This window comes from Bacillus sp. C28GYM-DRY-1 (assembly GCF_030519405.1).
Classification (GTDB): domain Bacteria; phylum Bacillota; class Bacilli; order Bacillales; family Bacillaceae; genus Bacillus; species Bacillus spizizenii_A.
Genome location: NZ_JAUMKF010000001.1, coordinates 1 through 12,476, shown reverse-complemented (window position 1 = coordinate 12,476; position 12,476 = coordinate 1). Strand labels below are relative to the sequence as shown.

Sequence of the window (12,476 nt, the reverse complement as noted above, 5' to 3'; positions counted from 1 at the left end):
ATGACATAAATTAAAAAATACTCAGCCTGTACATCTCAGACATTATTTCCAAAAGCTTTATACCTGCAATGCTGTTCCCTTTTTCATCCAATGCCGGACCAAAAATGCCGATCCCGAAATCGTAGGGTGAAAGGCCCATAATCCCTCCGGATACGCCGCTTTTTGCAGGAATCCCGACCTTAATTGCAAATTCCCCGCTAGCATTGTACATTCCGCACGTCACCATAAATGTTTTGCAAATTCTGGCGACATCTTTTGGAATGATTTGCTCCCCAGTCTCAGGTTGTCTGCCGTTCAGCGCAAATACAGATCCGATTTTCGCCAAATCGAGACTGTTCATCTCAATTGCGCATTGCTTCGTGTATAAATCCATTACCGCTTCTACATCATCCTCAAAAATGCTGTACTGCTTCATATAATAACACATTGCCCGATTTATCATTGATGTGCTGTATTCGGATTCAGCCACTTCCCGGCAGTAAGTAATCTCTTGGTTGTTTGTCAGCCTTCTGATAAAAGAAAGTAAATAATCAAGTCTCTCTTTCACCGTTTCCCCTCTAATCAAGCTTGTCACTACCAAAGCCCCGGCATTGATCATAGGGTTTAACGGCTTGCTCGGATTCACTGTTTCCAGCTTGATAATAGAATTAAACGGATCACCAGTCGGCTCCTGTCCAACATAGCTGAAGACCTTACCTTTGCCGTATTCCATTAGTACCAAAGCAAGTGAGAGGACTTTCGATATACTTTGAAGTGTGAATGTTTTTTCTACGTCACCTGCTGACAGACAAATATTATTGGAATAATAAATCGCCACTGATAGATCGTGTTTATTGGCTTTTGCCAAGGCGGGAATATAGCTGGCTACCTCCCCCTTGTCCGTCACCTTTTTCGCCTCTTTCACTAAAGCTTCAAGCTCATCATTATGCCGGCATACCATGCAACCACCCTCGCTCCCTGAGCATTTCAATACACATAATTTGTACACAAAGTGACAATTCATGCGAAAACTTTTATAATTTTGAGAGAAGGGGGTTATATCATGAGTGTTATACAAGTAAAAGGCAATGTTACATATCCGATCACCATTGATCCAAGCGTATGGATTTTTGATGATCGCAAATTTTCGTTTGACCGCAAAGGGGACAGTCAAGACTCACATTTACAATCAGCCGGGGATAAATCCGATCTTGATCCTGAACGCGTTATCAGAGAAGGACGAATTGCGCCGCCGACATTAAAGACAGAAAAACAATACGAGAGGCAAAAACTGATGAACGGCAGTTTTGCAATGAAACTTGGGACTGTGCTGAAAAATGCCGAGCCGCTCAGTTCTGCGGCACAATGCGTATTTGTCACAAGTTCGGGAAAGGCCGCCGTTCCTCTGGAAACCGCTCTAAACAGTATTGTCCATTTCAGTGAGGCGGGCAAGCCGATTCAAGAAGGCGGCCCCGTTCATATTTACTTTGAAGATCCAGTTGATCACAAACAGCCGATCACCGATATAAAAGAAATCGAAATCATTTAGTGTTACAGCAAGTCAGCGGCAAGCTGGGCGAGGCCTGATCTCTCACCTTTTAACAGCTTCACGCTGCCTGATATGGGTTGTCCTTTAAACCGCTCAACCACATAGGCTAAACCATTATTCAGACTGTCTAAATATGGGTGATCAATTTGTTCGGGATCGCCCATTAAGACAATTTTACTCCCCTCACCGACCCTCGTCAGCAGTGTTTTCACCTCATGCCTGGTCAAATTTTGCGCTTCGTCAATAATAATAAATTGGTCTGGAATGCTTCTCCCCCTGATATAAGTCAGCGCCTCTACCTGAATTGAGCCAATACCCGCCAGAATGGCCTCAAGCTCCCCCGGTTTTTTCGCATTAAATAGAAATTCCAAATTGTCAAAAATCGGCTGCATCCAAGGCTTTAGCTTTTCCTCTTTTTCGCCCGGCAAGTACCCAATATCTTTGCCCACAGGAACAATAGGCCTCGCCACGACCAGCTTTTTGTATATTCCTAGGTCTTCTGTCTGTAATAGTCCCGCCGCCAATGCTAAAAGCGTCTTGCCGGTTCCGGCTTTTCCGATCAGGGTGACAAGCGGAATATCTTCACGCAGTAAAAGCTCTAATGCCATTGTCTGCTGTACATTTTTCGGTCTGATTCCCCAAATATGTTCATCATCAAATACGAGTCTTTTTAATACCGTGCCGGTTTTATCTGCAATTCCGACTGCCGAGGAGGATCCTCCCAGTTCATCCTTCATTAATGCGAATTGATTCGGGTAAAACGTATGCTGTTTTATATCATTTACTGAAATTTGATTTTTCCCGTAAAAAGAGCTGAACAGCTGCTGGCTGATATATAAATCCTTATAGCCGCTGTACATTTCATCATTGTCCACAACCCGGTCATTTAAGAAATCCTCGGCGAGCAGTCCGATCGCGTCCGCTTTCACTCTGACAAGTACGTCCTTGCTGACAAGGATAACCGGCCTGCCATTTTCCTTCGTTTCTTCCTCGAGGCTTAAGTTTTTCGCAACGGCTAATATGCGATTATCGTTCGTCTTTTCAATAAAAATCTCTTGAAGTTGGTGAAACGAACGATGATTTAGTTCAATTCTCAGTGTGCCGCCCGTGTCGAGCGGAACATGCTCATGCAGCCTGCCCTTTTGCCTTAGCGCATCGATCAGCTTAGATACATGCCTTGCATTCCTTCCAACTTCGTCCATATACCGTTTCTTTGAATCAACCTCTTCTAATACGACAGCAGGGATGACAACCTCATTTTCTTCAAAAGAAAATATCGCGTTAGGATCCTGTAATAACACATTCGTATCTAACACATAAATTTTACTCAAGTCTCAGCCTCCTGATATAAGGGTCAATGTTCTTCCTGCTTCTCTTACGATGAAAAAAGGTGAATGCCTGCTAAAATATATGTTTTTGTGCATAAAGATAGAAGGTTAATTCAACAATAAAATTAATGAATGCATTTCAAGGAGGGAACCCGCAAGTGCGAATTCTTTTCATTCTCATACAGCTGACACTTATCCTGTCCGCATGTGCCTATCAACAAGGAAAACAGGATCAGGATGTTGAAAAAGAATCAACAAGACAGCAGGAAACCAAACCGATTCACGTAAAGGACACAACTCAGGAGACAAAAGACAATGGAACAAGAACGGACATTGCCAAGCATCTTGTCAGCGTTGCTGAAAAAATTCCAGATGTCAAGGATGCAACAGCCGTTGTGCTAGGGGGTTATGCCGTTGTTGGGATTGATGTCGATGATAATTTGGACAGAAGCAAAGTGGAAACGATTAAATATTCTGTGGCACAGGCTCTAAAAAATGATCGATATGGCGCCAACGCAGTTGTCATCGCTGACCCAGATACGGTCAGCCGCCTAAATGAAATGAGCAGAGAAATCAGTAAAGGCCGTCCGGTAACAGGCATACTAGATGAATTAGCTGCGATTGTCGGCCGAGTGCTTCCGGAAGTGCCTAACGATGTGATTGACAATGAAGACGAGCCGCAAACAAAGCAGCAAAATGACCAATTAAACAGAAATCAGCAGCAGGAAATGGAACAGGAGCAAAACGATCAATCTGATCATCATATGAAAAAGAATACCAATAATTAAGCTATAGCCTCGTGCTTTAGCTTTTTCTTATTTTGGACAGCTTCTGATCCGTGCTATAATACATGTTAGTGAAAGAGGTGATATGATGAGGGTCCAATGTTCTATTTGCGAAAAAATTGAAACAATTGATGATGATACCCTGATCGCGAAACGGCTTCGAAACCGCCCAATCCATACATATATGTGCCAGGAATGCCACGACCGGATCGCCCAAAAAACAGAAGAACGACTGAAAACGGGAAAATTCACTTTTCACCCGGGACAGCCAAAAAAAGAAAAAGTCAAAAAATAACGCAATCGCTTTCATACACAACACAAAAAAGACTCAGCTTCTCAGCTGAGTCTTTTTATGATTTTGCAGACTGTCCCTTTTTCGACTGATACAGCCGAATTTTGTAAATGATTAAAATCAGCGCAGCGACGATCAATCCCTCTGCCACGGGCAAAAACACTCCTAAAAAGGTCAAAACAGTGCAGCCCAAAGCCAGAAATACATACACCACTGCTGATTTTAATACCGGAAGCCGTTTAGCAAATCCAAGCTTAAATACAATAACGGCCAACACAAAAATCGTGCCGTACAGCAGCCACATGCCTGCCGCAGGCTGCCGGTCTACTTGATATAGAGCGGCGAAGAACGACAGGCGTTCACTTACGTCATTCAAAAAGATTCCCTCCCCTGCAAAGTGCGGGTTCTATCTTTTCAAATTCTGCAAGTGATTAAGACAATCCTGCTGTTTTTTTCTTTTTAGCCGCTTTTTCACGTTCGTTTTTATTGAGGATTTTCTTTCTTAAACGGATAGATTCAGGAGTTACTTCACAGTATTCATCTTCGTTTAAGTACTCCAGAGATTCCTCAAGAGACATGATGCGCGCTTTTTTAATTGTAGTTGTCTGGTCCTTTGTTGCAGAGCGGACGTTCGTCTGCTGTTTCATTTTGCTGACGTTAACCACAAGGTCGTTGTCACGGTTATGCTCTCCAACGATCATTCCTTCGTATACTTCAGTACCCGGCTCAACGAAAATGACACCGCGGTCTTCAATTCCTTGAATTCCATAAGATGTCGCTTTTCCGTTTTCCATTGATACAAGCACACCCTGGCGGCGTCCGCCGACTTGGCCCGCCTGCATCGGCTGGTAGCTGTCAAATGTATGGTTCAGAATACCGAATCCGCGTGTTAATGATAGGAACTCTGTAGAGTAACCGATCAATCCGCGGGAAGGAACTGTAAAGATAAGACGAACTTGGCCGTTTCCATTGTTGATCATATCAATCATTTCGCCTTTGCGGGCACCCATTGATTCCATAACTGAGCCTGTATGCTCTTCCGGAACATCGATTTGTACACGCTCAACAGGCTCACAGCGTACGCCGTCGATTTCTTTGATGATAACTTCAGGTTTTGAAACTTGAAGCTCATAGCCTTCACGGCGCATATTTTCAATTAAAATTGACAAGTGCAGCTCACCGCGTCCGGAAACAACCCAAGCATCAGGAGAAGCTGTTGGCTCAACACGCAAGCTCACATCCGTCTGAAGCTGAGAGTGAAGACGCTCCTCGATTTTGCGGGCCGTTACATATTTGCCTTCACGTCCTGCAAACGGACTGTTATTCACGACAAATGTCATTTGAAGTGTCGGCTCATCAATGCGAAGCACTGGAAGCGGATCTTGATGGTCTACAGGACATACCGTTTCACCAACGTTAATATCTTCCATGCCGGAAACCGCTACAAGGTCTCCTGCTTTTGCTTCTTCAATTTCCACACGCTTTAAGCCTTGGAAACCGAAAATCTTTGTTACACGGAATGACTTAGCCGTTCCGTCAAGCTTCATAAGAGAAACCTGCTGACCGACTTTCATTGTCCCGCGGAATACGCGGCCGATTCCGATACGGCCTACATAGTCGTTGTAGTCAAGAAGGGCAACTTGGAATTGAAGCGGCTCATCTGCATTTTCAACAGGTGCCGGAACATGCTGAATAATGGTTTCATATAAAGCTTCCATGTTTTCATCTTGCTGTTTCGGATCAAGACTCGCTGTTCCATTAATTGCGGAAGCATACACCACTGGGAACTCGAGCTGCTCTTCATTGGCATCAAGCTCAATAAACAGATCAAGAACCTCATCAATCACTTCCTCAGGACGAGCAAAGTCACGGTCAATTTTGTTTACAACAACAACCGGGTTCAGATTTTGCTCAAGAGCTTTTTTCAGAACGAAACGAGTTTGAGGCATGCAGCCTTCATATGCGTCAACGACAAGCAGTACACCGTCAACCATTTTCATAATCCGTTCTACTTCTCCCCCAAAGTCTGCGTGTCCAGGGGTATCCAAAATATTAATGCGCGTATCTTTATAGTTAATCGCAGTATTCTTCGCCAAAATTGTAATGCCGCGTTCGCGTTCAAGATCATTAGAGTCCATTGCGCGTTCAGCAACCTGTTCGTTGGCACGGAACGTACCAGCCTGGTGTAAAAGCTGATCGACTAAAGTCGTTTTCCCATGGTCAACGTGGGCAATAATCGCGATGTTGCGAAGATCATTTCGAAGTTTCACTTTTTCATCTCCTAAAAAAATTAGATAACTTTCATATTATACCACACATCCTCTTTAAAAGCGTCACGTTTTTCTGTAAACTTATGATAAGACGTAAAAGGGGATGGAAATATGAAAAAAATGAATTGGCTTCTATTATTATTTGCATTTGCAGCGGTTTTCAGCATAATGCTGATCGGCGTCTTTATCGCTGAAAAGAGCGCTGCAGGCATTATCGCCAGCATTGTGCTTGTTTGCGCCGTAATGGGCGGCGGTTTTACATTAAAAAAGAAAATGCGCGAGCAAGGCTTGCTTGATTAAAAGCATTGCCCGTCTGGAGACATTGTAATCAAAAAACACCGCAAAGAAAGCGGTGTTTTTCATTTGATTAAGTCTTATCTCCCCTGTTTCTTAGTCAGGAAGATGCAAAACAGCATTCATACATAGACAATTGTTCTAATGATGACACATGCGATCGGCAAAAAGTAGTTCGGTAACGATATACATAAAATACCATAAAACCTATTTTTTCGACGCCAATCTCTCTCTATAATGGAATTCGTAGCACAATTCACAAAAGGGAGAGAAGAAACATGAAGAAAACATTTGTAAAAAAAGCAATGCTAACGACTGCCGCAATAACTTCAGCTGCTCTATTTGCGTTCGGCCCTGATGCAGCCAGCGCAAAAACTCTAGGTGATAACACGTCTGTCCATGTTCAGCACCAGACAATCACAAACGAAGATCTCAATGCATTCATTGATATACTAAATCAATGTATATACAAACAAGACGGTGTATATTATTTTGACAGCGAAAAAGCTGTCGAGCTAGGAATGACAAAAGAAGAGGCTCAAGTAATCGCATCATTATGGGAGTCAACATCAGAATTTTTCAACATCGTTTCACAATGTGTGTATGTCGAAGATGGGCAATATAAATTCGATACAGAAAAAGCAGTAGAACTTGGCTTCACAGAAAAAGAGGCACTCGCTCTTGAACAATTTTTATCCGCTGTTTCCCTAAAGATTCACATTCTTCAAGAAGCAATTGTATTACAAGACGATGTATACAGCTATGATAAAGATGCAGCGGTACAAGCAGGCGCGACACCTCTACAAGCTGACGTTTATGAAAAACTTTTCAGTGCGCTGTCACAAGAACAGCTTGCCGCGATTTACGATATGCTTCACCCCCAGGCTTAATGTAAAAAAGCGCTTGCCCGATTTCGGCAAGCGCTTTTCTTTATATCAGCAATTTGATGATCAGCATCATGGCAACTGCCGCTCCAAACCAACAGGCAGCTTTAACGATTAGCAAACCGTAGTACCTCTGCTTGAACCGCATTTCTTCTTCCGGCAGAAAAGCTTCCTCAACGGCCTGTCCACCTTCCAATTCAAAAGGCTCAGCCATCACGTCATACATTTCTCTGCAGTTGCTGCAGGTCTTTAAATGTTCTTCAATGACGTGTTCCGTTTCACTTTTACAATATTCTTCAAGATACAGAGGGAGCAGGTCTCTTACTAGAAAGCAGGTCATATCCGCTCCTCCTCTCTTCTTTTCGTCATGTTTTTCTTTAGCTCTAATCTAGCCCGGTGAAGTGTGGTTTTCACCTTTGAAGGACTCCACCCTAATATCTCAGCGATTTCTTCATAAGAGAGCTCTTGAAATTCTCTTAAAATCAAAACCGATTGATGCTGATCCTTTAACTGGAGAAGCTCCTGCCTCAGCATTTCGCTTTTTACCGCCCTTGACAGATACTGTTCAGGCTGCTCGTAAGTTGTTTGCGTTAATCCTTCATTCTTGCTGATATCACTAAATTGGTATTTGACATCCCTGCGGTACCAATTGATGAAGGTGTGATGTGCAATTGTGTAAAGCCACGTTCTGATGGAAGAATGCCCCCTAAACGAAGCCAGGCCGTTAAGAGCTTTCACAAACGTGTCCTGTGCTAAGTCCTTGGCTGTTTCAAGGTGGTGAGTCCTTCTGAATAAATAATTTAGAATTTCTTGGTAATACTGTCGATACAAATCCTCAATAGAATCCCCATGTCTCATTAAAAGTAAAACCACACCGTCATCCAAATGGCCAATAAAATGAAACAGATATACATGGAAGACAGGCATACTTTCATATGTCTGATTTGGCTCTCTTCTTCAGCACCCGGGCTTCTCTCTGAACAAGATTCACTCTTTAACCCTTGCGCATTCTTTCGAAATAACAGTTCGTGCTGTTTCATCCATTCCATTGATTTATCCTCTAACTCTCCTTCTTTATATAGGTCATATAAATCTAAAAATACAGACTCTTTTTCTTTATGATTCATAAAGACTTTTCACCTCTTGTGTTTCTCCATCCACCACATAGGCATCGTGGCGATTAGAACCAAACGGCTGAATAATGATCAGCCATGCATAATAGCGTTCATTTCCTCTTTGAGCGATGATCGGACGCATTCGTTTTTTGTATATAACATCCTGGTATGCAGAAGCTACTTTTTCATAAGCCAATTTTCCATTACTGTACGTGTACGGGAATGACTTATCGAGTGTATCGCTGTAAACATAAACGTTTAGCTGCCCTTGATCTTCAAAAAACTCATACGTATGAGAGGAATCAGAATACACCGTCTTATCACTATGCCGGCTCTTTATCTTTATTTCTGATACATCAGCATCGAAGACCGATAATATTTGCCGCTGTAGCTGGTTGTTTGTCAGTGGAATATTCTTTTTCATTGGAAGCGAAATACTTTGTAAACTGCCGGATTCACTTTCAAATTCCACAACAATTCCGTCTTTTGTTTCAACATGCACTAAACCTCCAAGCAGGCCGTTGCTTTCAACATCTGTAATCTGATAAGGCTGTTTCGGTATGTTTAAAGCTGTAAACATTTTCTTCATTTTGCCTTGTATGTCTTGTTCTGTGATATGAACATGCAGGAGAGAATCAAGCTGATAAATAGAAGGGTCTTCACTAAAGCTCATTAAGGTTTCCTTTTCCCAATAAAATACCGTTCCATCATCATGATCTTTTTTATGAAGTTGATTTTTCAGAAATATACGAACGGCTGTCTGGCCGTCTTCTTTAGATACCTTTGTTTCGATATGTTCTTTATTTAATACACGTCCATGTTGCTCAAGGAAAGCGATGGACTTCCGTACGTACTCCTGATCAGCCAGCGTTTTCCCTTTCGGCTTTTTCAAGTACTGATAATCGCGAATCATCTGGGATACTTCATCGACGTCTGCCTCATAGCTCATGCTTTCAAATGAGTAGAAATAATGCACATCCATGTTTGTATCGTGCAAATACAATGTCTCATCAGTAGGAAAAAATGACCTTAGAATCTTTTCCGCTTTATCAGATGAAATGTGCTCTCCTACAAAATGGAATGAGTCATGAACATTTGCTGGTTTTGATACAGCAAAGGCAGCCGTTCCTATGTTATATATCGGATTTAAGAGCGAGACAAAAAACACAATAACAGTCATCGTCAGCCACTTATTCACACGCACATAAACTTTGCCTGACTTTTGGAACAAATGATAGCTCATCAAAAATCCAGCCATTGTTAAATAAATCGTAAACGGCATTACTGCACCATAGTCTATGGAGATTTGCCCGGAAAATGGGACAAGCAGCAAGACAAGCAGTCCGATAATCAGCGTATAAAATAACCCTAGTAAAACCTTATTTGTTCTCCAATACAGCTTGAAAAACAGTACATTCAAAACAATAGGTAAAGTGATGATGAGGAACAGAAACACAAATTCAATCGGCTCGACCCCATCAGGATACTCCTTCCAATACGAAAAGAAACTGAATATCATTTGTACGATCGGCAAACTGACAACGGCAAGATCGAACGTATAAAACATGCCCTTTCCGCTATGATCACGAGGCATCAGCATATAGTGAAAAGCCGTCAGCAGCACATACCCGTATAACAAAAAATGCACCAGCGGCAGCAGTTCATTGCCGTCCTCTCTTAAGTAAGCGCTGGTAAAGTTTGTAGCCTGCACCTGATGAATGAGTTCAACAGACACCCCAGCCAGCAACACAATCCGCAATAAGACACCTGCCAAGAACATCATGCGGTACCGGTTTATTTTAGGATGACGCCCCAATAGATATAAACCCGCCAGAACAACTATTGACCATTGAATCAGCAAGGTGCTTTGTCTGCTTAAGATAAAATAACGTTCAAAATGCAATACATAATGACTGAATAACTCCAACACGAACAACAATCCTTTACTTCTTATTAAGGCCTCATTCAGTTAGACAGCCGGCTTTTCAAAAAGTTTCAATAAAAACAAACATGTCTTACCTTTCCCTTGTTATGTAAATAGACAGAACACTTGCAATGAGCCATCACATGACACTTGACTCACCTTGATATTATTCAACAAAAATAAACACAGGACAATTCTATCAATTTTGTCTAGTTTTGTTAGTTTTTGTTGAGTATTCGAGAATGCTAGCTTAATATAACAACATAAAGATTTTTCAGTATTTTCAAAAAGGGGGATTTATTGTGGGTTTAGGTAAGAAATTGTCTGTTGCTGTCGCTGCATCGTTTATGAGTTTGTCAATCAGCCTTCCTGGTGTTCAGGCTGCTGAAAGTCATCAGCTTAAAGAGAATCAAACAAATTTTCTCTCCAAAAACGCGATTGCGCAGTCAGAGCTCTCTGCACCAACTGACAAGGCTGTCAAACAGTTTTTGAAAAAGAACAGCAACATTTTCAAAGGTGATCCCGCCAAAAGGCTGAAGCTTGTTGAAAGCACGACTGATGACCTTGGGTACAAGCACTTTCGATATGCACCTGTGGTTAACGGAGTGCCTATTAAAGATTCACAGGTAATCGTTCACGTTGATAAATCCGATAATGTCTATGCGGTCAATGGAGAATTACACAATCAATCTGCTGCAAAAACAGAAAACAGCCAAAAAGTCTCTGCTGAAAAAGCGCTGGCACTCGCTTTCAAAGCCATCGGCAAATCACCAGACGCTGTATCTAACGGAAAGGCCAAAAACAGCAATAAAGCCGAATTAAAAGCTGTAGAAACAAAGGACGGCAGCTATCGTCTTGCTTATGACGTGACGATTCGCTATATTGAACCTGAACCTGCCAACTGGGAAGTCTTAGTTGATGCTGAAACAGGCAGCATATTAAAACAGCAAAACAAAGTAGAACATGCTGCTGCCACTGGAAGCGGAACGACACTAAAGGGCGCAACTGTTCCTTTGAATATCTCTTATGAAAGCGGAAAATACGTACTAAGAGATCTTTCTAAACCAACAGGCACTCAAATCATTACATATGACTTACAAAACAGACAAAGCTTCCTTCCGGGAACGCTTGTCTCAAGTACAACAAATACATTCACATCTTCATCACAGCGGGCAGCCGTTGACGCCCACTATAATCTCGGTAAAGTGTACGATTATTTTTATACGACATTTAAACGGAACAGCTATGATAACAAAGGCAGTAAAATCGTTTCTTCCGTTCACTACGGCACTCGGTACAATAATGCTGCATGGACAGGAGACCAAATGATTTACGGTGACGGCGACGGTTCATTCTTCTCCCCGCTTTCAGGCTCATTAGATGTGACAGCGCATGAAATGACACATGGCGTCACTCAAGAAACGGCCAACCTGATTTATGAAAATCAGCCGGGGGCATTAAACGAATCTTTCTCTGACGTATTCGGTTATTTTAACGATACAGAAGATTGGGACATCGGTGAAGACATTACAGTCAGCCAGCCTGCTCTCCGCAGCTTGTCCAATCCGACAAAATACGGCCAGCCTGACAATTACGCCAATTACAGAAACCTCCCAAATACAGATGAAGGCGATTATGGCGGCGTACACACAAACAGCGGAATTCCAAACAAAGCCGCTTACAATACTATTACAAAGCTTGGTGTCTCTAAATCACAGCAAATCTATTACCGTGCGTTAACAACGTACCTCACGCCTTCTTCCACGTTCAAAGATGCCAAGGCAGCTCTTATTCAATCAGCCCGTGATCTGTACGGGTCAACTGATGCCGCTAAAGTGGAAGCAGCCTGGAATGCTGTTGGTTTGTAATGTTAAAAAAGCCTGAAATGTCTCAGGCTCAGGCTGTCGAGAAAATCTCGACAGCCTTTATTTTTCCCTTAAAATATCCATTCTCCTGTAATAAAATAAAAGAAAGACTTCAAAAGGACGGTGTCTTTCTTATGTTCCACACAAGAAATTCTTCTCAAAACGCAGCCGAATTTGTTCTTCTCGACCAA

General features: G+C 42.3%; 14 protein-coding genes. 6 read left to right on the top strand and 8 right to left on the bottom strand.

Features of this window, described 5'->3' with window-relative positions; all coding sequences use genetic code 11:
- Window positions 1–10: 10 nt before the first annotated feature.
- Window positions 11–940, bottom strand: coding sequence for a glutaminase A (gene glsA, locus Q3W56_RS00070; RefSeq protein ID WP_302894084.1), 930 nt, complete (start codon window positions 938–940; stop codon window positions 11–13).
- 102 nt (window positions 941–1,042) lie between these two features.
- Here glsA and Q3W56_RS00065 point away from each other — a divergent pair, with 102 nt between their 5' ends.
- Window positions 1,043–1,528 (top strand): peptidyl-prolyl cis-trans isomerase, encoded by a 486-nt coding sequence (locus Q3W56_RS00065; RefSeq protein ID WP_302894082.1) that lies wholly within the window; start codon window positions 1,043–1,045, stop codon window positions 1,526–1,528.
- A gap of 2 nt (window positions 1,529–1,530) precedes the next feature.
- On the opposite strand, the gene Q3W56_RS00060 is transcribed toward Q3W56_RS00065, so the two are convergent.
- Window positions 1,531–2,859, bottom strand: a complete 1,329-nt coding sequence (locus tag Q3W56_RS00060) for a PhoH family protein (protein WP_268399495.1) — start codon at window positions 2,857–2,859, stop codon at window positions 1,531–1,533.
- A gap of 155 nt (window positions 2,860–3,014) precedes the next feature.
- Between Q3W56_RS00060 and Q3W56_RS00055 the strand changes: the two genes are divergently transcribed.
- Both Q3W56_RS00055 and Q3W56_RS00050 read left to right on the top strand, forming a co-directional pair.
- Window positions 3,015–3,644, top strand: coding sequence for a YhcN/YlaJ family sporulation lipoprotein (locus Q3W56_RS00055; protein ID WP_302894079.1), 630 nt, complete (start codon window positions 3,015–3,017; stop codon window positions 3,642–3,644).
- An 82-nt stretch (window positions 3,645–3,726) separates the two neighbouring features.
- Window positions 3,727–3,936, top strand: coding sequence for a YlaI family protein (locus tag Q3W56_RS00050; RefSeq protein ID WP_080010279.1), 210 nt, complete (start codon window positions 3,727–3,729; stop codon window positions 3,934–3,936).
- 55 nt (window positions 3,937–3,991) lie between these two features.
- On the opposite strand, the gene Q3W56_RS00045 is transcribed toward Q3W56_RS00050, so the two are convergent.
- Together Q3W56_RS00045 and typA are read right to left on the bottom strand one after the other, a co-directional pair.
- Entirely contained in the window at window positions 3,992–4,309 is a 318-nt protein-coding gene (locus tag Q3W56_RS00045) for a YlaH-like family protein (RefSeq protein WP_003221327.1), read from the bottom strand.
- Window positions 4,310–4,364: 55 nt separating this feature from the next.
- The gene (gene typA, locus Q3W56_RS00040) at window positions 4,365–6,203 is read right to left on the bottom strand and encodes a translational GTPase TypA (RefSeq protein ID WP_019714290.1); all 1,839 of its coding nucleotides are present in this window, start codon (window positions 6,201–6,203) and stop codon (window positions 4,365–4,367) included.
- Window positions 6,204–6,314: 111 nt separating this feature from the next.
- Between typA and Q3W56_RS00035 the strand changes: the two genes are divergently transcribed.
- Together Q3W56_RS00035 and Q3W56_RS00030 are read left to right on the top strand one after the other, a co-directional pair.
- Complete coding sequence (locus Q3W56_RS00035) at window positions 6,315–6,503, top strand: YlaF family protein (RefSeq protein ID WP_003221324.1); 189 nt, start codon at window positions 6,315–6,317, stop codon at window positions 6,501–6,503.
- A gap of 272 nt (window positions 6,504–6,775) precedes the next feature.
- The gene (locus tag Q3W56_RS00030; protein ID WP_302894068.1) at window positions 6,776–7,387 is read left to right on the top strand and encodes a hypothetical protein; all 612 of its coding nucleotides are present in this window, start codon (window positions 6,776–6,778) and stop codon (window positions 7,385–7,387) included.
- Window positions 7,388–7,427: 40 nt separating this feature from the next.
- Here Q3W56_RS00030 and Q3W56_RS00025 read toward each other — a convergent pair whose 3' ends face one another.
- Genes Q3W56_RS00025 through Q3W56_RS00010 form a run of 4 tightly spaced genes read right to left on the bottom strand, consistent with a single transcriptional unit; the run spans window position 7,428 to window position 10,435 of the window.
- The gene (locus Q3W56_RS00025) at window positions 7,428–7,721 is read right to left on the bottom strand and encodes a zf-HC2 domain-containing protein (protein WP_302894067.1); all 294 of its coding nucleotides are present in this window, start codon (window positions 7,719–7,721) and stop codon (window positions 7,428–7,430) included.
- Entirely contained in the window at window positions 7,718–8,239 is a 522-nt protein-coding gene (locus tag Q3W56_RS00020; protein WP_302894319.1) for a sigma-70 family RNA polymerase sigma factor, read from the bottom strand. The genes Q3W56_RS00025 and Q3W56_RS00020 overlap by 4 nt, the downstream gene beginning before the upstream one ends.
- Window positions 8,239–8,508 (bottom strand): hypothetical protein, encoded by a 270-nt coding sequence (locus tag Q3W56_RS00015; RefSeq protein ID WP_302894065.1) that lies wholly within the window; start codon window positions 8,506–8,508, stop codon window positions 8,239–8,241. The genes Q3W56_RS00020 and Q3W56_RS00015 overlap by 1 nt, the downstream gene beginning before the upstream one ends.
- Window positions 8,498–10,435, bottom strand: coding sequence for a hypothetical protein (locus tag Q3W56_RS00010; RefSeq protein ID WP_302894063.1), 1,938 nt, complete (start codon window positions 10,433–10,435; stop codon window positions 8,498–8,500). The genes Q3W56_RS00015 and Q3W56_RS00010 overlap by 11 nt, the downstream gene beginning before the upstream one ends.
- A gap of 287 nt (window positions 10,436–10,722) precedes the next feature.
- On the opposite strand from Q3W56_RS00010, the gene nprE reads away from it, so the two are divergent.
- Window positions 10,723–12,288, top strand: coding sequence for a neutral metalloprotease NprE (gene nprE, locus Q3W56_RS00005; protein ID WP_302894062.1), 1,566 nt, complete (start codon window positions 10,723–10,725; stop codon window positions 12,286–12,288).
- Window positions 12,289–12,476: the final 188 nt, after the last annotated feature.